At 45.0% G+C, this 23,021-nt stretch carries 19 protein-coding genes; 6 read left to right on the forward strand and 13 right to left on the reverse strand.

The window, feature by feature from the left end:
- The coding region (locus tag IQQ51_RS27490; protein ID WP_228013104.1) for a YdcF family protein at positions 1-485 on the reverse strand (485 nt) is incomplete at its 3' end.
- Positions 486-841: 356 nt separating this feature from the next.
- On the opposite strand from IQQ51_RS27490, the gene IQQ51_RS21355 reads away from it, so the two are divergent.
- The 3 genes from IQQ51_RS21355 (at position 842) to IQQ51_RS21365 (ending at position 5,089) form a co-directional block, all read left to right on the forward strand.
- Entirely contained in the window at positions 842-2,212 is a 1,371-nt protein-coding gene (locus IQQ51_RS21355; RefSeq protein ID WP_081231434.1) for an L-serine ammonia-lyase, read from the forward strand.
- 415 nt (positions 2,213-2,627) lie between these two features.
- A complete protein-coding gene (locus tag IQQ51_RS21360) occupies positions 2,628-4,106 on the forward strand; it encodes a peptide MFS transporter (protein ID WP_416222618.1) in 1,479 nt (492 codons plus the stop codon).
- 200 nt (positions 4,107-4,306) lie between these two features.
- On the forward strand, positions 4,307-5,089 hold the full coding sequence (locus IQQ51_RS21365; RefSeq protein ID WP_193842072.1) for a siderophore-interacting protein: 783 nt from the start codon (positions 4,307-4,309) through the stop codon (positions 5,087-5,089).
- A gap of 115 nt (positions 5,090-5,204) precedes the next feature.
- On the opposite strand, the gene gntR is transcribed toward IQQ51_RS21365, so the two are convergent.
- From gntR to IQQ51_RS21425, 12 genes are all read right to left on the reverse strand, one after another.
- Entirely contained in the window at positions 5,205-6,206 is a 1,002-nt protein-coding gene (gene gntR / locus IQQ51_RS21370) for a gluconate operon transcriptional repressor GntR (protein ID WP_193842073.1), read from the reverse strand.
- Positions 6,207-6,346: 140 nt separating this feature from the next.
- A complete protein-coding gene (gene gndA / locus IQQ51_RS21375; RefSeq protein WP_193842074.1) occupies positions 6,347-7,855 on the reverse strand; it encodes an NADP-dependent phosphogluconate dehydrogenase in 1,509 nt (502 codons plus the stop codon).
- 3 nt (positions 7,856-7,858) lie between these two features.
- Positions 7,859-8,356 carry a gluconokinase gene (locus IQQ51_RS21380; protein ID WP_193842075.1) on the reverse strand — a complete coding sequence of 166 codons (498 nt, stop codon included), beginning with the start codon at positions 8,354-8,356 and terminating at the stop codon, positions 7,859-7,861.
- Between the two features lie 118 nt (positions 8,357-8,474).
- A complete protein-coding gene (locus IQQ51_RS21385; protein ID WP_048608821.1) occupies positions 8,475-9,797 on the reverse strand; it encodes a TRAP transporter large permease in 1,323 nt (440 codons plus the stop codon).
- The gene (locus IQQ51_RS21390; RefSeq protein ID WP_048616944.1) at positions 9,790-10,347 is read right to left on the reverse strand and encodes a TRAP transporter small permease subunit; all 558 of its coding nucleotides are present in this window, start codon (positions 10,345-10,347) and stop codon (positions 9,790-9,792) included. The genes IQQ51_RS21385 and IQQ51_RS21390 overlap by 8 nt, the downstream gene beginning before the upstream one ends.
- 65 nt (positions 10,348-10,412) lie before the next feature.
- Positions 10,413-11,429: a TRAP transporter substrate-binding protein gene (locus tag IQQ51_RS21395; protein WP_193842076.1), complete on the reverse strand. Its 1,017-nt coding sequence runs from the start codon at positions 11,427-11,429 to the stop codon at positions 10,413-10,415.
- 200 nt (positions 11,430-11,629) lie between these two features.
- Positions 11,630-12,532: a multidrug transporter gene (locus IQQ51_RS21400; RefSeq protein ID WP_193842077.1), complete on the reverse strand. Its 903-nt coding sequence runs from the start codon at positions 12,530-12,532 to the stop codon at positions 11,630-11,632.
- A gap of 141 nt (positions 12,533-12,673) precedes the next feature.
- Positions 12,674-13,378 carry a phosphonate utilization transcriptional regulator PhnR gene (gene phnR, locus IQQ51_RS21405; protein WP_048609092.1) on the reverse strand — a complete coding sequence of 235 codons (705 nt, stop codon included), beginning with the start codon at positions 13,376-13,378 and terminating at the stop codon, positions 12,674-12,676.
- A gap of 67 nt (positions 13,379-13,445) precedes the next feature.
- Positions 13,446-15,155: a putative 2-aminoethylphosphonate ABC transporter permease subunit gene (locus IQQ51_RS21410; protein WP_416222619.1), complete on the reverse strand. Its 1,710-nt coding sequence runs from the start codon at positions 15,153-15,155 to the stop codon at positions 13,446-13,448.
- Positions 15,156-15,176: 21 nt separating this feature from the next.
- Complete coding sequence (locus IQQ51_RS21415; RefSeq protein ID WP_048608831.1) at positions 15,177-16,286, reverse strand: putative 2-aminoethylphosphonate ABC transporter ATP-binding protein; 1,110 nt, start codon at positions 16,284-16,286, stop codon at positions 15,177-15,179.
- A gap of 227 nt (positions 16,287-16,513) precedes the next feature.
- Positions 16,514-17,935 (reverse strand): FAD-dependent oxidoreductase, encoded by a 1,422-nt coding sequence (locus IQQ51_RS21420; RefSeq protein ID WP_193842079.1) that lies wholly within the window; start codon positions 17,933-17,935, stop codon positions 16,514-16,516.
- A 128-nt stretch (positions 17,936-18,063) separates the two neighbouring features.
- Positions 18,064-19,074, reverse strand: a complete 1,011-nt coding sequence (locus IQQ51_RS21425; protein ID WP_052880020.1) for a putative 2-aminoethylphosphonate ABC transporter substrate-binding protein — start codon at positions 19,072-19,074, stop codon at positions 18,064-18,066.
- Between the two features lie 400 nt (positions 19,075-19,474).
- On the opposite strand from IQQ51_RS21425, the gene phnW reads away from it, so the two are divergent.
- The 3 genes from phnW (at position 19,475) to phnX (ending at position 22,901) form a co-directional block, all read left to right on the forward strand.
- The gene (gene phnW / locus IQQ51_RS21430; protein ID WP_193842080.1) at positions 19,475-20,578 is read left to right on the forward strand and encodes a 2-aminoethylphosphonate--pyruvate transaminase; all 1,104 of its coding nucleotides are present in this window, start codon (positions 19,475-19,477) and stop codon (positions 20,576-20,578) included.
- Positions 20,578-21,999 carry an aspartate aminotransferase family protein gene (locus IQQ51_RS21435; protein WP_193842081.1) on the forward strand — a complete coding sequence of 474 codons (1,422 nt, stop codon included), beginning with the start codon at positions 20,578-20,580 and terminating at the stop codon, positions 21,997-21,999. Before phnW ends, IQQ51_RS21435 begins: the two co-directional genes overlap by 1 nt.
- 83 nt (positions 22,000-22,082) lie before the next feature.
- Complete coding sequence (gene phnX / locus IQQ51_RS21440; RefSeq protein WP_193842082.1) at positions 22,083-22,901, forward strand: phosphonoacetaldehyde hydrolase; 819 nt, start codon at positions 22,083-22,085, stop codon at positions 22,899-22,901.
- Positions 22,902-23,021: the final 120 nt, after the last annotated feature.

Consider the following 23,021-nt stretch of genomic DNA (forward strand, 5'->3'; position numbering starts at 1 on the left):
TCTATTTGCAGCTCTACCCCAAGTGCGGAACACTTCTCGACGAGAACTTTAAGCAAACCTTGCTCGTCCATGAGCGATTGAATTTCGAATATACGTTGTAAGTGGTAGTCATTCGACACGAAAGTCACTTGCACACTTTGCCCGCGAGTAAACAACCCGCTTGCAATCATCTCTGAGGTCAAGTTTTGTATGTTCTCGACAGTGTTGGTCGAATGCTGCTCGAGCAAAATCGCTCCTAAGAAAAACGGATGTTCACGCCGCTTTTCAAGCTTCCTAAAATATTGGTGCATCGCATCGGCTTCAGACAGAGTTTGCCCTTTCGTTATCCCACCACAAAATGCAACCGCGGTTTGCTGATTCGACTCTTCTACCAAAGGCTCCGCCAGATACTCAAACAAAGCATCAACTCGACTGATTCCTTCATCAGTCAATTTATTCTCATTCAGTCGCTTACCCAGCACAATAAGGAGGTGATTAATGCTCATTTTATGTTCAAGTCTCGTTTTGGGGATTAGATGGAGTGAATTATGTATACAATACTTGTTAACAAAAGTATTTTGAAATTCTTATATGTTGCTCGCAATAATGCTCACTATTGATAGCGACATCTTAGGTAATACAAGAATAGACGTGTCGCTTTACAGCAAACATAGCACGCTCTTGTATTTCATCGCTCTATGCTTGTTAGCACTGGTCGATAAAAGAGCGCTTTCTATCAATGAATACGCTCAATCACATAACTGTTTCATCCAAAGAACAGGTTCACTCAAAGAAGTGAAACTAACTAAATACAAATTTTACACAGAGTTCGTCCATCGAACCGTCTTCACAGGAAGTTACTATGCTGTCTATTTTTGATATCTACAAAATTGGGGTTGGGCCGTCCAGCTCCCACACAAATGGACCAATGATCGCTGGGTTTAACTTTACCCAAAAAATTGATGCTCAGCTTAAGCAAGTGAAGCGTATTCAAATCGACTTATACGGCTCGTTATCATTGACGGGTATTGGTCACCACACAGACAGAGCGACCTTGTTAGGTTTACTAGGTAACCGCCCCGACACCATTAAAATCACCAGTGCTAACCAAGCTATGCGCAAGGCGATTGAAGATAAATCTCTATTGGTTAGCGGTAACCATGAAATTCATTTCGATGTAGAAAGCGACCTTCTCTTCCACAAAACTAACCTTCCGTTGCATGAAAATGGCATGACTATCTCTGCCTTTGACGCAAGCGGTAGTCTTCTGGATATGGAAACCTACTACTCGATTGGTGGTGGCTTTATCGCAACCGCTGATGAGCTACAAAACGGCAAACAGGAAGCAGAAACACAAGTTGAGTTCCCTTTCTCTTCTGCTGATCAGTTACTTGAACTATCAGAGCAACAAGGACTTAGCCTTGGTGGCTTAATTCTGCGTAACGAAGTGTCTTTCCAAGGTATGGATGTAATTGACCAGAAAGCCGACCAAATTTGGAAGGTGATGTCTCTGTGTATGCAGCGTGGCTTTGATACTGAAGGCATTCTTGATGGCGGCCTAGAAGTAACACGTCGAGCACCTGCTTTGCTTAAAAAGCTTGAAGCGAATGCCTCAATTGAAAACGATCCAATGGAGATCATGGATTGGATTAACCTATTTGCCTTTGCTGTGAGTGAAGAGAATGCAGCAGGTGGCCAGGTTGTCACATCACCTACTAATGGTGCGGCTGGCGTTATTCCTGCGGTTTTGATGTACTACCATCGTTTCATCAAAGAGCTAGACACTAAGCAACTTAAAGACTTCTTGGCGGTCTCTGGTGCAATCGGCATCTTATACAAAACCAACGCTTCGATTTCTGGCGCAGAGGTAGGTTGTCAGGGTGAAGTCGGCGTTTCTTCTTCAATGGCTGCTGCTGGCCTAACTGCCCTGCGTGGTGGTAGCAACGAGCAAATCTGTATTGCCGCTGAGATCGCGATGGAACACTCACTGGGCATGACATGTGACCCTATCGGTGGTCTGGTACAAGTACCATGTATTGAACGTAATGCTATGGGCGCAATGAAAGCGATCAATGCATCGCGCATGGCGTTGAAGCGCACCAGCAAGTGTCTTATTTCGTTAGACAAGGTTATCGAGACCATGTATCAAACAGGTAAAGACATGAACAAGAAGTACCGTGAAACTTCTCTAGGCGGCCTAGCCGTGATCCACATGGCACCACCGTGTGAATAACAGACAAAAACACGAGTGGAGAAAGCCTCTATAGAGACTGCATTCTTGTAAACTTAGTTTTCAATATCTCAACAAAGCCAGCCACCAAGCTGGCTTTTTTATTGGCTAAAGCCCAGCAGCCAATTGAAAGTGATACTCACTCAAAATAACTTACAGAATGCTCACCTCTAACTTTCCCTTTATTAGTTCATTACTTAGCCACAAATGATGATGGCTAAATTTCATACCGCTATGCATCCACTAGCAAAATCTAACGTTGCAAATTTCATTCATGAGAAATATGAATGTACTCATAAGAAAAGATATATCGAGTAAAGTTCTGTTTGGGACAGATGTTTCAGTTTATGTATTACTAGTAATGATATTATAATCGGGTAATTACACTACATATTAATACAAATGTGAGAATAAAATAATGTGGAATAGATTAAACAAATCAATGATGTTCTGCCAAATGATGTTCGGGCTTTCGTTCTATGGCGTCATGGTGATCTTGACTCGTTTCTTCCTTGAAGATCTGAACTACAATGAAGCCGACACCATGATGGTTGTTGGTGCTTTCTCTGCAATCGGGCCGCTATTTGCTATCGCTGGTGGCTTTATCGCCGACAAGTTTTTAGGCGCTTACCGATCTTTAACCATTGCCTTCCTAGGGTTCGCAAGTGGTTACGTTCTACTGGTACTTGGTGCAGCAGCAACCAATGTTCCGATGGCATTATGTGGTATTGCGTTAGCAAGTTATGCACGTGGTTTGATGTCCCCTTCTTACCCAAGTCTTTACAAACGCACGTTCAAAACTCAAGAAGATTTTGAGAACTGCTACCCAATCAACTACTCAGTAAACAATATTGGTGCTCTGTTAGGCCAATACCTGTTCCCAATGCTAGTGCTTGTTGTTGGTTTCCACGGTGGTTTCCTTCTTTCTGCGGTTCTAGCCGGTGCTGCGCTTCTAATGATGATCTTTGTTCGCAAAGGCCTTGTTGAAGCAAGTGCAGAAATCGACCAAAAACCAGTAAGCACTAAAAACTGGGCAGCGTTCCTTGGTCTTTCTGCAGCAATGATTGGCTTGGTATTCTTCATGTTCTCTAACATGGATATTGGCCAAAACATCGTATACGCAATTGGCGGTGCAGCAATCGTCTACTTTGTTTCTTCGATGTTGAAATCGAAGAAATCAGACATGCTGAAAATGGGCACTATCTTAATCATCACATTCCTGACGACATGTTTCTTCGTGTACTACGGTCAGATGATGACTTCGATGACAATGGTAGCGATCAACACAATGCGTGGCGATCTATTTGGCTTCATCCCTGTCGCACCTGAAGCTTCAATGGCAATGAACCCACTATGGTGTATGGTTGCTGGCCCTATCATCGCGGGTATCTTCTCTAACCTAGAAAAGAAAAACATTAACTTCTCAACTGCAACCAAAGTCGGTTTCTCTTTCATCCTTACGGCTATCGCTTTCGGTATCCTTACGATGGCAGTAACGACAGTGGGTGACGATGTTCTGATCCGCCCAGAAGTCTTCCTAGCGATTCACTTCTTCCTAGCATTCGGTGAAGTGATTGTAGGTTCAATGGTTGTAGCCTTCATCCTGTCTGTTGCACCTAAGCACATCGAGAACTTCTCAGTAAGTTTGTTCTCTGTTGCTATCGCACTATCAGGCATTGTTGGTGCCGTATTCTCAACGTCTATTGCACTAGAGAAAGGTCAAGAGATCACACAAGAGATCGTGCAAACGGTTTACGGTGATTACTTCCAAATGCTGACTGTTCTTGCAGTCGTGATGGTAGGTATCGCAATGGCAGCATCGTTCATTATTCGTAAGATGCTAGAAGCTGCGAAAGCCGCTGAAGAAACGATTGAACTAGAGCAAGCAAAAAGCTAATTCTGTTCGCTAAGTCAAACCAATCCTAAGAGCCCTTTAGTTTTCTAAAGGGCTCTTTTTTGTCGGTTCTGTTTCTTAATATAATCTATCGTATAAGTTAGGTAGGACATGTGTAAATCAAAGTAAATGATAACTATTAGTATTGAGTGTTTTTTAGTTCAGGATTATGATGTGGAAATCAAAATCTAAGAGAGCCTTATATGAGCAAGCCTAGCCCTATCACATTAACCGTTACTCAAACCTCAACAATTACTCCAAACATGCAGCGCATAACGCTTAGCGGTGAGGGATTAAGTAAATACCCAACAGAATGTGCCGGCGGCTACATCAAGCTTTTATTCTCGCCACTCGGCACAACTGATTTAAGCCAACTAAACGAAGGTGAGCGCCCAACCATGCGCACTTACACCATTCGTCAGTACAACCCTGTAGAGCAGTGGATTGAAGTTGATTTTGTTCGCCATATTACTACAGATTTGCAATGTGGTTTTGCAGCTCGATGGGCAATGAACGCAAAAGTGGGCGACACGGTTTCAGTGGCTGGCCCTGGTTTAATTCAGGGGCTGAACCTAGAGTCAGACTGGTTCTTCCTAGTGGCAGATATGACCTCCCTACCTGCGCTTTCTGCAAAAGTAAAAATGCTCCCAGAAACAGCGACTGGTCACGCTGTCATTCAGATCAATTCAGCAGCAGATAAGCAAGCACTTGAAAACCCTCAAGGCATCAAAGTAACCTGGTTGATTGAAGATGAAACCTCAGAGTCACTTTCACAAACCGTGCGTAACACAGAGTGGTTAGAAGGTCAGGTGTCAGTATGGACAGCGTGTGAATTCGAAAGCATGCGCGAGCTGAGACAATACTTCCGCAACGAAAAAGAAGTCGCGAAAGAAAACATCTACATCAGCAGCTACTGGAAACGTGGCGTCACTGAAGATGGTCACAAAGTGTTGAAACAGCAAGATGCTCAAGATTTAGCGGATTAAGCCTGTTACGCCATACATCTTCTTGCTAGAAAAATAGAAAACGCCCTTAACGAAGTTTGTTTCGCTAAGGGCGTTTTAGTTTGAATCCGATGAAGAGCAAGGCTGAAATATAAAATTAAATACTCTCACCCACTTCAATCTTGTAACCGAGATCCAGCTTCGCGACCCATTCTTTATTGCCTTGTAAACGCGCTACAACTTGCTGTGCAGCGACTTTACCAATCTGCTCCCTTGGTGTTACTACAGTCGCTAAACGAGGCGTCATTGCCACTGTGATGTCGTGCCCGTGGAAACCTGCAATTGCCATCTGTTCTGGTACTTGAATACCACGACGTACACATTCGTAAAAAGCACCGATTGCTAAATCATCGTTGGTGCAGAAAATGCCATTCACTTCAGGGTGCTTCTCTAGTAACTCACCAATAAGTTTCGCACCAAGCGTAAACGAGGACGCGTCTTCTGTTTGCAGAGTCACGGGCGCTTTATCAGCTTCTTGCATCGCATGTTCGTAGCCCGCCATTTTTAAGCGAGTTCGTTCATCCATACGAGCCGCTAAGTAAGCGATATTGGTGCGTCCTCTGTCGAACATGGTTTTGGTCATCGCTCTAGCCGCTTCGAAGTTATCAAAGCCGACAGCTTGTTCAATTCTTGGCGATACCGAGTCCATAATCTCGATCACTGGGATCGACGCGGTCTGCAGCATTTTTCGAGATCTATCGGTGTGAACATTCTCAGACAGAATAATCGCATCCACATTGTACGAAAGCAGCGAAGCGATGCTTTGCTCTTCCAGTTCAGCGCTATAACCATAGTGGGCAATCATGGTTTGGTAGCCCGCAGGCGCGGTAACTTGTTCAATACCACGGATAACTTCGGCGAAAACTTGGTTAGTTAACGAGGGAACAAGCACACCGATAGCATTACTTTTAGCGTTGGAAAGGATATCTGGTGCTCGATTAGGGATATAACCGAGCTCGTCGACTGCAGCGTTGATCTTGTCTCGCAGTGCTTCAGACACTTGAGAAGAGTCTCGCAGACAGCGACTTACGGTCATTTTGGTGACACCAACTAGGTTGGCAACATCTTGTAATGTGGGACGTTTTTTCTTATTCGACATAGTATTTAATTGTTATAGTTATGAATTATGTTACTGGTAACAGTGTATCCAACTGACGTGGAATTTGAAGTCTAATTTAGTAAAATATTGATATAGCGTCATAAATACAAACGCCCTCAGTAGAGGGCGTTATTGGTTATTTAAGCGTTAACTTTTACTTCTGTCCTTGGGGACTGACTCCAAGTGACATGGAATTTTTCGGCTTCCTCTCTATCCACTCGTGAATAGGTATGAGAACCAAAGTAATCACGTTGTGCTTGCAGTAAATTCGCAGGCAGCACCTCGCAACGCAATGAGTCAAAGTAGCTTAATGCAGAACTGATTCCTGGCATCGGCACACCATACAAAGCTGAATTCGCTACCGCGATACGCCAAGCTAGTTCGCGCTCTTCTACTTGTTTAATGAAAGCCTCATCAAACAACAAGTTCGCAAGTTCTCTATTTTGTTGGTAAGCCGACGTGATGCTTTGTAAGAAGGCCGCGCGAATAATACAACCCGCACGCCAGATCTTAGCTATTTGGGTGAAATCGAGATTCCACCCCTCTTTGTCTGACGCTGTTTTCAGTAAATCAAAACCTTGCGCATAAACAGACAGTTTGGCGCAATACAGAGCATCATGAAGTTCTGAGATGACTTCAATTTTATCTAGCTGACTCGCATCGGTAATATTGCCCCTTAGCAGTTTGCTACCTTGAACACGCTGTGCTTTTTGACCACTCATCGCACGCGCATAGACCGCCTGTGCAATGGTTGGCGTTGGGCAACCTTCTTGCAAACTGTTTACTGCTGTCCATAAGCCAGTGCCTTTTTGACCAGCCTTATCAAGCACAACATCAACGAATGGCTTACCCGTCACCACATCTTCTTGTTGAAGAATATCGGCGCTAATTTCCATCAAATAACTATTAAGGACGCCATTATTCCATTGGTCAAAGACTTTGCCGATCTCTTGAGCTGGCATTTCAAGTACATCACGCATGAACTGATACACTTCGCAAATAAGCTGCATGTCAGCGTACTCAATACCATTGTGCACCATTTTCACATAGTGCCCAGTGCCCGAAGGGCCAACATACGCAGCGCACGCTTCACCTGCTTCAAACTGAGCGACAGGCAAACCATTCACATCAACTTTCGCAGCAATCGCTTCCCACATCGGCTTCACATATTGCCAAGCTGATGGGTCACCACTAGCCATCAACGCAGGGCCAACACGAGCCCCTTCTTCACCACCAGAAACAGCTGTACTAAAGAAGCGTAGTTTGCCTTTGTGGTTCACTTCTCGGGCTTCAGTATCAGTCCATAAGCTATTGCCTGTATCGATAATAATATCATCGCGCTCTAAACCGGCTTCTAGCAAGTTACTTACCACGATATCAACCGATTTTCCTGCCGGAACCGACAATGCAATCACTCGTGGTTTCGCTAACCCCTGAAGAATGTCTTCAAGATTAACACCACTAGTAAAGAGGCCTTTTCCTTCAAATGTCTCATTGAGCTGCTTCGCTTCAGAGCTAGTACGCTCAATGTTGTCTGTATTGAGGTCAAAGCCTGCGACATTGAAGCCATTATCAAGTAGGTTGAGTGCCAGGCTTTTACCCATCACTCCTAAACCAATCATCGCAATGTCATTTTTTGTCTGAGTCATGGTTTAACCTATCTGCTTAATTTGTTTGAGTGCACTTTCTACTACCTGTTCAACATCTTGTGAGATATCAACAAACAACGCCTCGCCTTCACTCGGTTCAACCAAGGTTGCGAATTGGCTTTTCAACATTTCTTGACCATTGAAGTAATGGTTCTCACGCGCTTTATGGCGGTTCCAAATAGTGTCGAAGCTACCTTGTAGGTACACGATAACTAAGCCTTCATTGTTCTTTCGTAGAATGTCGCGGTATTGTGGTTTCAATGCAGAGCAAGCAATCACAGCACTTGGTTGTTCAATGTATTGCTTGTTAAGTGTTTCTAGCCATCCTTGACGATCTTCATCAGTCAGCGGAATTCCTTGGCGCATTTTTTCTACATTGCTTTGCGGATGGAAGTCATCGCCATCAAAGAATTGAAGATCTAAAGCATGTGCGATACGGCTACCAATCAGGCTTTTTCCGCATCCAGATACGCCCATCACGAGTATTTTTTTGCTTTTCATAAGGCAAGCCTTCCCTAAGCCCCAACCAAAACTGGGGCTGACAATCGAATCTAATAGTTAAACTTGTGTTACTGCTAATCGGTTCCTGAGCGTTAAATTCACTCTGGAACCTTCGTTGTTATTGCCACCAAAGCGCGAGCTGAGGGAAGATAATAACCAGTGCCAGAACCAATACTTGAAGTGCAATGAATGGCAGTAGTGAAGAGAAAATCTCACCTAAGCTGATGTCTTTCGGTGCTACCGATTTCAAGTAGAACGCCGCGGGACCAAATGGTGGTGACAAGAAAGACACCTGCATATTTAGACAGAACACAACACCAAACCAAACTGGGTCGAAACCAAGGCCAGTGATGATTGGAACGAAGATTGGCATTGTTAGAAGTGCCACACCTACCCAGTCAAGGAACATGCCTAAAACCAGCAAGATAGCCATCATGATTAGCAGTGTTACTGTTGCGTTGCCGCCACTGAGTGCAAGGATCGTTTCTTCAACAAAGTCGATGCCACCCATCAGGTTGTAGATACCAACCAGAGCACTTGCACCAATGCCGATCCACATGATCATGCCGCAGGTTCGCATGGTTGCTATGGCACTCTCTTTCAGCATATTGAAGTTCAATTCACCGCGGATAAGCGCGCTGATCATGATGCCGACTACACCCAAAGCCGAAGCTTCCGTTACTGAAGCAATACCCGTATAGATACTACCAAGAACGGTTGCTACAGAAAGCAGAGGGAAGAACAGAGCCTTGAAGTAGCTAGGTTGATTCGCTAAGTCTTCTTCTGTCTCATCATCACTTGGAAGAGGAGCAAGAGAAGGGTTCAGCTTACAACGAATCAATACGTAGCCGATGTAACAGCCCGCAAGGATAAACGCTGGTAAGAAAGAAGCCTTGAATAGGTCGCCAATCGACACACTCGCTGTCATACCATAGATGATCAGTACGATACTTGGCGGCAGCATGGTGCCGAGCGCGCCACCCGCACAGGTTGTACCAATAGCAAGCTTACGGTCATACCCTAAGCGAAGCATTTGAGGCAGTGCAAGAATACCTAGTAGTACAGTTTCACCACCGATAACACCTGACATTGAAGCCAGTAACACAGCTACCAATAACGTTTGTACCGCAACGCCACCTCGAACCTTACGGCCGACAGATTTCATTGCATCAAACAAATCACGAGCAATGCCCGAACGGTCTAGTAAAGCGGCCATCAATACAAACATCGGTACTGCGAGGAACACATAACCAGAAGCAAAACTGTAAGTACGGCTCGCAATCAAAGGTAAAGCATCAGGGCCAAACCAACATAGAGTGAAGAAAATCGCGACAAAGCCAGTTACGAACGCAAGCTGCATACCCGTCAGGAGCAAGCCAATCATCATAACCAACATGAGCAAACTGCCCCATGCGATACCAATAGAAGATAAATCAAACATCGTCATTCTTCCTTAGACCCATCAACTCTTGGATTAGGTGCAATACAAACTGGATAACAAGAACACACAAAACGACAAAGATCAGGCCTTTCAACAGCGCAGGATAAGGCGCGTTTAACACTGAGCCTGATGTTTCAAGGCGGAATTCACCCCATGGTGCAAACCACGCTTCTTCTGCGGTGAAGTAAGCCGCGTAAGCAAGCATGCCAGCAAAAGCCAAACCAACAATGTGGTGAACAAGATTAAGATATTTACGTGTTTGGTTAGAGACTGAATCGTAGATAAGAACCACACGTACGTGCTTATTCGCGGCAAAAGCGTAGATGCCACCAATAATGAATAAAGAACCACCGATGAAAGAAGCTGTTTCATGTACCCATGTGGTCGGGGCATCAAATGCATAACGCATCACAACTTCGTAAAATGAAATCAATACAGTAAAGATAAACAGCCAGCTAACGAGATTACTGAACTTTATAATAAGACGATCAAGTACGTTTCTTGGCTGTTCGTCGTTTTCAGCTGGGGCGTGGGGGATTTTGTCTGTCATGGGCCAAATTTCCTGGGAGAATACGGGAGAGCAATGCCCTCCCCCGTCAGTAAGCTAAGTTTAAGTTACAGCAAGCCGTTTTCTTCTAAGAACACAGTCACTGATTTATAAACTTTCTGCGCGTTATCAGAACGCTCTGCGAAGACTTTCCACTGACCTTTAGCGATTTCACGGAATTTCTTACGCTCTTCTTGAGACCAGTCGTGGATAGTAATTTCTGGGTTCGCTTGTGCTTCTTTAACTGCAGCTTGGTCAGCCATTTTCAGTTGAGTTGTCATGTCGTAAGAGAAGTCACGCACTGATGTTTGTAGAATCGTTTGTAGATCAGCTGGCATCTTGTCCCATTTTTTCTGAGATACAGAGATGTCGATAAGCGGTAATGAGTGGAAACCCGGTTGAACTGGATGCGTTGCAATATCGTTCATGCCCGCTTTTTGGTTGGTAGAGAATACCGTGTAGTCCGCGGCATCAATTACCCCCTTGCTTAAGCCGGTAAATACTTCAGAACCTGGCAGGTTTACCGGAGTCGCACCCGCAGCTGCAAACACTTGTTGTACTAGACCTTCAGGCGCACGAAGCTTAAGACCTTTAAGATCTGCTACACCGTCAATTGGCTTTTTAGAAATGAAAGACTCAACACCCGTTGTAGAAGCACCAACGAACTGAACACCGTAAGGCTTGTACAGTTCAATCATTAGCTCGTTGCCGCCACCGTAGTTCATGTACTGAAGCAGTTGTGTTGTATCAGACCACGCACCCACCATGTTGCCGATAAGACCGAATGCTGGATCTTTACCAGAGAAGTAACCTGTTGCTGTGATGTGGCCATCTAAGATGCCCATTTTGATCGCGCCAAGCGTTTCTGTGTGTTTAACCACAGCGCCAACAGGCAATAGATCGATATCAATACGTCCGTTAGACATCGTCTCTACTCGCTCAGCCCACTTCTGCTGAACCTTGAAGTTCAAATCGCCAGATGGATCTGAAGATTGAATCTTAAGTTTAAAGTCTGCAGCCATTGCTGAAGTAGCAAATAGACCAGTGAGGGAAGCAGCAATCAGCGTTTTAGTCAGAGCTTTCATTTGGGTATCCTTATGAGTTTCACAGAGTCCGGTTTGTAATTATATGTTACCGGTAACGTTGAAATGAATGTTACCGGTAACTTTACAGCCTTGTCTATGAGAAGGATCACATCTTTAACATTAGTAAAACGTTTGCTATCAATAAGGATAATGTGACTGAAAAGTCACATTACAAGCAGTAAGGGAGATTTAAAAGTCTTTTAAGTCAATGAGATAACTAAGCCAGCAATAATTAGAGAGACGCCTACACCGCGAGTCGCGTGCCACTTTTCCTTTAAAAAGTAGATCCCCATCACTACGCCGAAAATGATACTCACTTGCCTAAGTGCAACAACCAAGCTGACGTTCTCTGTCATAGTCATCGCAAACAACACTAAGCCATAGGTCGAAGCCATCATAATGCCAGCAAGTGTTGCTCTTTTACGTAGTAACCAAGCGTTATGAAATTCTATTCTTTGATTCGACACGAGCAACCACAGGCTCAGTGGAAGCACAATTGCCCAAAACTGAATACCCAAATAGAAAATCGCCGTGTGTTTATTGGTAATGCTAGGTGTGCTTAAGGGCTCTAATAATAGAAGCGCCTCTTTATCAATAATGGAATACCCCGTGGTACCGATGGCGGCGATTAACGCCCACAGTACGCCAAGATTCAGGTAGGCCTTGAACCTTAATTCAGAAAACTGCTTAAGCGGAACAAACAGACAACCCAGTGTGATCAATGCAAAACCAAGCCATTGATTGATTGATAATTCATACCCTATTAACACCGTACCCAAGCCAACCATCAACACGGGCAATGCTCGTGCCATTGGGTAAATCACCCCAATATCGGCCTGCTTGTAGGCTATACCTAAGCCGATTAAATAGATGATTTGGCAAATACCACTTAAAAGAAGTAGCTGCCAGAATAAGAGCGTGATGTTCACAAAGCCGACACTATAAACGTACCAGATCAAATAGGGAGTCAAGATCGCGGCAGCGGCAAAGCCAGAAGCAAGGAAAAAAGACGACCCCGAACCTTGATTAGATTTACCTAGAACATTCCAACCCGCATGAAGCAGAGCCGAAATTATCACGATGACGATGGCAGAAAATTCCATTTCATTCCTAACTTATTAACTGACTTATAAAAGCCGTAGCTGAAAACGGGTGATAAAAAAGGCCTCTTGGTAAGAGACCTTTGATCGATTCAATTGGGCAAGCCCAAAGAGTTACAGATATGTACGCGTTCTAACGTATGACTAGCGCTCCAGCTGCGCAATTGACTCAATACTGATCGCGTCATGACGCCAATACTCAATATCACAGTCAATCAGATCGCCGTTTTGGTTGTAGTTCACACGCTCTACGACCATTGCAGGAGAGCCAGAAGTCGCACGCAGAGCTTGTGCTGTTTCGCCAAGTAAAGACGTTGTGCTCACTCGGTAACGGATCTTCTGATACACCACACCAAAGTGTTCGCGGTAGATGTCCGTCAACGATTTAGACAAGTCATAATCAAGCAAGTTAGGGAACAACTCTGGTCGAATGTAGTTGGTTACATACACAACGGGCCTATCTTCAAGATAACGAACTCTGTCTACTCGATAAACGTCCGAAAAAGGTTGTAACTCAAGAAGCCGAGTCGCCTCCTTGGTTGCTAACATGCCTTTCGCCGCCACCAACTCTGTTTTCGGCTTACGGTTCTGCGACAGAGCCATATTAGTGAAGTTCAGCGTTTGTGTTGGATCGTAACGAAGCGGCTCAGGAGAGATAAACCAACCACGTCGGTCTTCTCGATAAATGCGCCCTTCCGCTTCAAGTGAAGACAAGGCTTCGCGTAAGGTAACTCGAGTCGTATCAAACGATTCAGCCAGCTTACGTTCCGCAGGCAGCTTCTGTCGTGGTGTTAACATCCCCGACTCTATCTGCTCTACGATGACATCTTTGATTTTTACGTACTGCACTTAATTTCCTTTCATTCTTGTTCTTGTCGTCAGCCACTCCTTGACCAACTGCAACATAAATGGTTCGCTAGCGTTTACGCCAAGCTTGGGTGCGTTTCTCAAATAACTTGTTGATTAACATATGAATCAACTTCGCACTCGCTGCAGATATCATGATCATCACCGCCATGGCTGCTGCTGCACCGGTTTGGCCTGCGTCGTCCATATTCAGTACTGATACTGACGCTGGAATCGTATTGGTAGAATACAAGAATACTACCGCAGATGTCGTGGTAAGTGCATTAATAAACAGGTATGTCGCAATATCTAAAATCGCTGGCAGACAAACGGGTACCGTCACCTTAAAGAACAGCTTGTATTGCGGTAAGTTTACCGAAGCCGCCGTTGCCTCAATTTCCGAAGGCAGCTGTTTCAATGCCGTTAACGCCGTCATGTGCCCTACCGTGTAGTAGTGAACCACGGTATTAATCACCAAGAACGCCATCGTGCCATACAAGAAGTTGAGTGGGTTACTCAAATCATTGAAGTAGAAGATATAACCTAAACCCAGAACCATACCCGGAACGGCCATCGGAACAACGCTGAGCATTTGCATTGCTTGACGAACAGGCCCGAATGCGCGGCCTTTCTCAATGCAGTATGCCCCTAGGAAAATCAGAACAGTACCAATTATCGCAGTCCAAGCACCAAGCGTTAACGAGTTGAAGAATGGCGCCCAACCATAGGTACTCATTTCTGCAAAGTTATAGTTGTTTAGCGTCAGCGCTTTGTTCCAAGGCCAGAAGGTGACCATCGAACCGTATATCGCCATGCCCAACACGATAACCACAGCAGCAGAGATGATGGTGCAATAAAGGAAACATAAGCCATCACGCAGAGAGCTAGGTTCAGGTTGGTACGCGACAGAACGAGTATCAAACAAGCTCTTCTGTTTCTTTTGAACCCAGCGGTCAACGGTAAACGCAAGCAACGCAGGCAATAGCAGTAAGATACTGGTTATCGCACCCATAGAGAAGTTCTGTTGACCAACCACCTGCTTAAAGATGTCAGTCGATAACACGTTGTAGCTACCACCGATCACCTTTGGCACACCAAAGTCACAAACCACCAGCGTAAACACAACGATCAGGGTGCTGATCAAGCCGTATTTTGCCGCAGGTAACGTCACCATGAAAAAGGTTTTTAACGATGAAGTATTGAGTGCACGTGCTGCCTCATAAAGGCGAGCGTCAGAGGTTCTTAATGAGGTGGTCAGAATCATCAAGGCGTGTGGAAACGTCCAGAATATCAAGCCCAGTGAGATACCAATCAAGCCATAAACCGAGTTGCCACCCAAGACTTCTTTAGCGATACCTTGGTTACCAAATAAGAATATAAGACTGATTGCGGGAAGCAGTGACGGAGCAAGAATAGGCGCAGAACCCAGTACTTGAAAAAGTCCTTTAAAAGGCATGCATGAACGAGTTAGCGCATAGGCATAACCAAACGCTAAGACACCCACAACAACGGTCACTAACAACCCGAGCGTGAACGTATTACCTACCGACTGCCATAGGCTTTGAGACGCAAAATACGTTGCGAAATTCTGTAAACCTACAAATTCACCGTCTGCGTTCTGAACACTCTTTTTCAACATCGCCCACAGTGGCATCAGGATAAACAACGTCATAACTACAGACAAAAAGGCCAACAGCCCAAACAGAATTACGTTGTCTTTGCTTAACCGAGCCAGAAAAGGTTGTACTCGTCGTTGAATTAGCAGCTTAGATTGCATCATTTGAGTCGATTCCATGATTGTTTACGCCGCCTCGTCTTTCATCACTTGCAGGCTTTTCGATGGGTAAGCTCTAAGGCCTTCTTGATCAAACGCCACGTAACGAATATCACTGCGACGCAGCTTCAATCGGTTGAACTCTTTGACGGGTACATCAACGATGATCTCTTTCGCCGTTGAGTCATGTTGCAATTGACACTCAACACGATAAAACGCCCCTAAGAATTCACTTGATACGATTCTCACAGGTAAGGATTCACTAAAACGATCAACAAACTGGATTTGCTCTGGACGAACGGCAATATCGAAAACATCCCCCAGATTTGGCGTGAGATTATCTAAGCCAGGTAACGGCAACATTGACTCAGCAATGCGCATCTTGCCTTGAGCTGCAACAGAAGCTTGAATGAAATTCATACTGCCGACAAACTCAGCCACAAAACGACTGACGGGTTTTTGGTAGATCTCTTGAGGAGCACCCACTTGCTCGATAACCCCGTGATTCATCACCACAATGCGGTCTGCCATCGTTAATGCTTCATCTTGGTCGTGCGTCACCATAATAGTGGTGATACCCAGCTTACGTTGCAGTTGGCAGATCTCATCACGTAGGTGTGTTCTTACCTTCGCATCCAACGCAGAAAGCGGTTCATCGAGTAGCAACAAGCCTGGAGAAAGAGCCAATGCGCGAGCAAGAGCAACACGCTGCTGCTGTCCACCAGATAGCTGATTTGGAAATTTCTGACCAGACGTTGGTAAGCCGATCGTCTCTAACCAAGACTCAACCGTCTCAAGGGCTTCTTTGGTCGACATGCCTTGGTTTTTAAGACCAATCGCAATGTTTTCTTCCACAGTGAGATTTGGAAACAAAGCGTAAGACTGGAACACAATGCCGAAGTCGCGCTTTTCTGGTGGTAAGAAGGTCGTGTCATTACCATTTTGCTCGATAGAGCCTGATGTTGGTAAATCTAAACCTGCAATCGCACGTAATAAGGTGGTTTTTCCACAGCCAGATGGGCCAAGGAAGCAGACGAACTCGCCTTTATCTATCGATAGGGAGATGTCTTTTAACGCTGTAAATTGGCCAAATTGCTTTACAACGTTTTCAATATTCAAATAAGTTTGGTTGCTCATACTACAGCACTCTCTATATGGTATATACCAAATTTAAACTGAGAATATTGCAGTTGAGTGACAAATTTATAGTAGCTAAATGACAGTTATATTGCAGATATAATAAGCATTAAAGATTGCTATTTGTTCAGCATTAACAGTTCGTTCAACGTTGTAAGCCCTCAGTGACTTGCCCATAAATCACTGAGAGCCTAAATGTAAACTTCTAATTTAAACGCTAGATTAATCTATGATTCAACCTTGTCGGCTTTGCCCGCCGCACCTGCGAGTTTGGATAACTGTTTATCTAGCCACAATGGTGTGTCACCCGAATCTTCCGCGTTCTCTTTTCTTCGTACCGCATCACGCACCATCATCGCACCTACCCAACGAAATGGCTCTGGCGGGAAGTGTCCTAACGGGCCTTTAGTTAAACCGCTTCGTGTCCAAGCGTTGTCGATATCGAGCACCATTGCTGACAAAATCTTCCCGCCCATACGGGTTTGAGCAACGCCATTGCCTGAATAGCCAAGCCCATAATAGATGTTGCTTTGGCCTTTTAGATTACCGAAAAATGGCAATCCGGTGACCGAACGATCTGAGCCGCCAGACCAGTTGTAATCGAATTCACTTTGTTCCAATTTAGGGAACAGTTTTTGGAAGGATTGATTGAGAATCGGCAGGTAGTTGGTCGTTTGGTTAAACATGCTTTCAACTTGATTGGCAAACGAGAATTTATTGCCGCCTTTGCCCAACATGAGTCGTCCGTCCTGGGTATCTCGGTAGTAGTGGACAAAGATACGCGAATCCACCACCGCCGCCCCTTTCTCTGGGCCAAATTGTTTGAGCTTTTCAGGAATAGGCTTGGTCACTACCATATCGGAAGAGACAACCACAATGCTGCGTTTGAACTCTTTAAAGTGATCGAGCATCCACGCATTGAGTGCCAAAATCACTTTATCTGCAAATACGGAACCGCCTTTGGTTTGAATTCGAACTGGGGAGCCATAATCGAGTGATGTCATCTCTGTGTTTTCGTGAATTTCGACACCCAGTTCAAGCGCGACTCGGCGCAAACCTCTAGCCAATAACGCTGGCTGCACACTACCCGCAGCTTCTGAGTAGTAACCCTCAATATGGCGTTCAGATCCCGCTTTATCAGCCAAAGAATTGTCGCACTTCTTCCAGCTATTGATACCCTGCTTAACCAGCTCATTAACAACAGGCTCCATTCCACCCTTTTGAGCTTCATTGGTCGCCGTGTAGTAAGTTCCGCTGCGATATAGATGCGCGTCAATCTTGTGTTCGTTACAGAAGGCTTCGATCTCGTATATAACCTTTTCCGATTCCTTAACCAACCATTTCGCTTGTTCTTTTCCATAGAGCTTTTTCAGCGTCGGATACTTAGTCGACCACGTCAGCATGCAACCGCCGTTCGCCCCAGAAGCACCGCTACCACATAGGCCTTTTTCAATCACGACAACATGCTTTTCGGGTTGCTGTTGTTTGATTAAAATCGCCGTCCATAAACCCGTATAGCCACCGCCAACAATGGCGATATCACAGTTGACGTCTTTTTGGAGCAGCTTAGCCGAATCTAGCCCCGCATTGATGTTGCCAAACTCTTGTTCCAACGCTTGCTTGAACCAATATGAGTAGTGCTTTGTCATTTGTTGTACCTTACTTAAAACCTAAAGGCGTAAAACTAAAAAAGGAAGACCGAAGCCTTCCTTTACTGATTTCTAACTTCTAATGAACTAAATAGCTAAATAGTTAAGTAACTAAATAGGTCGTCAGATTAAGATTTTGGCTCTGATTTAGCGTCAAACTTGTCAGACCATGTTTTAAGAACGTCGGCACGTTCGCTGCCCATGCGAGCGAAGTCCATTTTTGCCATGTTCTTTTCTACATTAGGGAAGTTCTCTGCTTTGCCTGTCACATCTTTGTGACCAACAACTGGGTACATTTCGATGTAAAGCTCATTCGCCGCTTTAGAAATAGACCAATCGATAACACGTTGTGCTGCATCAGAAGGCTTAACAAGGCCTACCGCTTCAGATTCCCAGCCGATGCCTTCAGGCGTAATCACTGAAAGTGGCGCGCCTTGAGTTTTCAGCTTAGCGCCACGGCTCGCCATAGAAATACCGATAGCGACTTCGCCCATGCCCGCTTGAACACATGGCTTAGAGCCTGAGTGCGTGTAGTGAGCAATGTTTTGATCTAGCTTCTGCATGTAGTTCCAACCTTGGTCTTCACCCATGTTTTGTAGCCAAGCCGAAACCTGCATGTAGCCTGTACCAGAAGAAGCCGGGTTTGGCATAGCAATGTGGCCCTTGTAGATAGGCTTCGTTAGGTCATCCCAAGACTTAGGTGCCGGTAGGTTCAATTGCTTAGCCACCACTTCGTTAAAGCAAACTGCATTGAAGAATGCGTCATTGCCATACCAAGCTTGAGTAGACTGTGGGTCGTTAAGGTTAGCGCGTAATGCTTCTACCCCTTGAGGCGTATAAGGTTTCAGGATGCCCTCTTCTTTAAGCAATGCCATTGAAGAACCAGCAAGTCCCCAAACTACCTCTGCGCGAGGGTTATTTTTCTCGGCCAATAATTTTGCCGTCATGATCCCAGTTGAATCACGTACCCACTTGATGTTGATGTCTGGGTTTTCACTTTCGAAAGCATTTTTGTATTTAGCCAGAATGTCAGTTTCAAAAGCAGTGTAAACCGTCACTTCCTGTGCTGCATAAGCGTTACCAGCTAGTAGAGTTACTAAAGCTGCAAGTGATCCTTTCATAAAACGGTTTTTCATCATTTTCTCCAGTCAGGCTTAACTCTAAAGTGAGAAGTTGCCAAAATTAAAAGTTATCGAGGTTTAAAGCTGCCTAGGTTTGGAAGCAACCAAGGTTTAACGTTTCTTAAATTAGAAGCCTCATCAAGAGGCGCCTATATCCATAAATTCATTTAGATTGTTAGTACATGCCTTTACATTGGTATGTACCAGATGACGAGTATTAACCTAATCGACTTTTATGACGGTTAAATGAACAAAAAATGGCAATTTAAAGATCGTAAAATTTCTCAACACAAGTGATAAATTTGAATATGAAGCTTTTGTGAAAATAACGTTTGGGCTATTTACGACCGTTTAAATTGGTTGTTAAAGTAACCGAAAACATTGGTATAGTCCAAAATGCAAATCACGAGAATTGAACATGAGAAACGAATACCTACTACTGACACCGGGTCCTCTATCTACTTCTGAAACCGTTCGCCAAGCGATGCTAAAAGATTGGTGTACTTGGGATGATGAATACAACAAAGACGTTGTTGAAGTGATTCGTAGCAAGCTAGTGACTTTGGCGACGAAGCAAAAGGGTTATACGAGCGTACTAATGCAAGGTAGCGGCACCGCTTCAGTTGAAGCAACAATCGGTAGCGTTATCTCTAAAAGCGGCAAGCTTCTTGTTGTTGACAACGGTGCGTATGGTGCTCGTATTGCTCAAATCTCAGAATACTTAAACATTCCATGCCATGTCGTTTCCCCAGGCGAAATATCACAGCCTGACTTGAACGAAATGGAGACGGCATTGGCTATGGATTCAGACATTACTCACGTTGCGATTGTGCACTGTGAGACCACTACGGGTATGTTGAATCCAATCGAAGACATCGCCAAATTGGCAAAACAGCACAACAAAACCGTCATTCTAGATGCGATGTCGAGTTTTGGTGGCATCCCTATGGATATAGCTGACTTAGGTATCGATTACATGATCAGCTCGGCAAACAAGTGTATTCAAGGTGTACCTGGATTTGGCTTTGTTATTGCGAAGCAATCGGAACTGGAAAAATGCAAAGGCCAAGCTCGTTCATTAAGCCTTGACCTGTTTGACCAATGGCACTGCATGGAAAGCAACCATGGTAAATGGCGCTTCACCTCTCCAACTCATACAGTGCGAGCTTTCTACCAAGCTCTACTTGAATTGGAGCAAGAAGGTGGCATCGAAGCCCGTCATAATCGCTACCAAACCAACCAAACTACCTTGGTTGCAGGTATGCGCTCTCTTGGCTTTGAGCCACTGCTTAATGATGATCTTCATTCACCTATCATTACTTCTTTCTATTCTCCAACTCATAGCGATTACCAATTCAAGGAATTCTATGACCGCTTGAAAGAACAAGGTTTTGTGATTTACCCGGGCAAGGTTTCAAACGCAGACTGCTTCCGAATCGGTAACATCGGTGAAGTGTACCCGTCAGACATTGAAGCTCTAATTGGCGCAGTGAAAAACGCTATGTACTGGGACATCAAATAATGACGACGACCAATCAAGAGCCGATTCTAAAGGCCACACACTTTCGAAGCGAAGGCGATGTGAACACCACGCCAGCACGCGAAAAATGGAACGAATCGCTAAACGATGATGCGACTCAAGCGATGTTAAAGCGTGATGCTGACGTGTTTCTTCATCAAGCCATGTCAACGCCTTGCCTAGACACACTTGAAGCAGCCGAAGGCATCTACATTCAAGATGCGACGGGCAAAAAGTACATGGACTTTCACGGTAACAATGTTCATCAACTAGGCTATGGTCATCCCCACATCATCAATAAAGTGACTCAGCAAATGGCGTCATTGCCGTTTTCACCGCGTCGCTTTACCAATGAAACTGCGGTTCGGTGTGCTGAGAAACTCACACAGATCTGCGGTGGTGATTTGAATCGCGTGTTGTTTGCTCCCGGTGGCACATCAGTGATCGGCATGGCGCTAAAACTTGCTAGACATGTCACCAACAATTTCAAAGTAGTGTCATTGTGGGACTCATTCCATGGCGCGTCACTCGATGCCATTTCAGTGGGTGGCGAAGCTTGTTTCCGCGAAGGCATGGGGCCATTAATGGCTGGCGTAGAACGCATTCCACCAGCGGTTTCCTATCGTGGTGCTTTTCCGCTTCGCGGGCAAAGCGCAGGCGGTGAAAGTGAGGCTGCATGTGATGTGCACTACGCCGATTACCTTGAGTATGTGATTGAAAAAGAAGGTGGCATTGGTGCCTTCATTGCCGAAGCAGTGCGTAACACAGACGTTCAAGTACCAAGCAAAGCTTACTGGAAGCGCATCCGTGAGATCTGCGATAAGCATAACGTCATGTTGATCATCGACGATATTCCAAACGGTATGGGTCGCAGTGGCGAATGGTTCACTCACCAAGCTTTTGATATCGAACCTGACATTCTTTGTATCGGTAAAGGTTTTGGCGGCGGCTTAGTGCCAATCGCAGCCATGATCACTAAAGACAAATACAACACGGCAGCGCAAGTTTCTCTTGGTCACTACACCCACGAAAAAAGCCCAATTGGTTGCGCGGCAGCACTCGCCACCATGGAAGTGATTGAGCAAGAAAACCTACTTGAAAAAGTACAAGCGGACAGCACATTCGTGCGTGAACAGCTGCTTCAAATGAAAGAGAAGTACCCAGTCATTGGTGACGTTCGCGGCATCGGCCTGCTCTGGGGGGTGGAATTGGTCACCGATCATATCACCAAAACCCGAGCTTTCGATGAAGCGGAAGCAGTACTTTACCAATGTCTAAACGATGGCCTGAGTTTCAAGGTTTCACAAGGTAATGTGATTCAGTTGAGCCCACCATTGATCATCAGCCGCAGCGAACTAGAAGTCGCTCTGTCTGTATTCGAAAAAGCGATAGCAAAAGTCTGTAAAGACTTTGAATACCTTTAAACCATCATCTAACCAATAACTTAAACAATCATTCATCTCCCAGAACAACTTGAGCTGGGAGAGAACAGAAATAGGACAAGACTATGAACACAACATCACCTATCCAAGCGGTTATCTTTGACTGGGCTGGCACTATCGTTGATTTTGGATCATTTGCTCCAACCAGTATTTTCGTTGAAGCATTCAGACAAGGTTTCGACTTTGATATCGACTTAGCAGAAGCGCGTGAACCTATGGGGATCGGCAAATGGGACCACATCCAAGCAGTGGGTCGAATTCCAGCTGTTGACGCTCGTTGGAAGGCTCAGTTCGGACGCTCGATGACAAGTGAAGACGTTGACGCGATCTACGCGGCATTCATGCCTCTTCAAAAAGCGAAAGTAGCCGATCACGCAGCACCTATTTTGAATGCGATAGAAGTGGTCAATAACCTAAAAGAGAAGAACGTGAAGATCGGGTCTTGTTCAGGTTACCCACGTGAAGTGATGGATGTTTTAATTCCTGCTGCTGTAGATTACGGTTACCGACCAGATAACGTGGTAGCGACCGATGACTTACCTCAAGGTGGTCGCCCTGCTCCATTTATGGCACTGAAAAACGTAATCGACCTAGGTGTAACTAGCGTTGCTGCGTGTGTAAAAGTAGACGATGCAGCACCGGGGATCGATGAAGGTCACAACGCAGGCATGTGGACAGTTGGACTTGTATTATCGGGGAACGAAGCAGGCTTAACGTATCAAGAATATTTAGATGCAGACGAGACAACACTTGCAGCTGCACGTGACAAAGCAAGCGTTAAGCTAAACAAATCAAACCCACACTACCTAATCGATACCATTGCAGACCTACCAGGTGTCATTGCAGACATTGAAAAACGTTTGTTAGCTGGTGAGCGCCCATAACTCCTAGAACTTCGACAAATCAGGGGCGATAGCCCAATAATCCGCACACATGAAAAAGAAACCTCGTATCACCTAAAAATGGGACGAGGTTTCTTCGTTTCCAACATTTGAGACAACATA

Origin of the sequence: Vibrio sp. OPT18, assembly GCF_015163615.1 — a bacterium.
Lineage (GTDB): Bacteria > Pseudomonadota > Gammaproteobacteria > Enterobacterales > Vibrionaceae > Vibrio > Vibrio coralliirubri.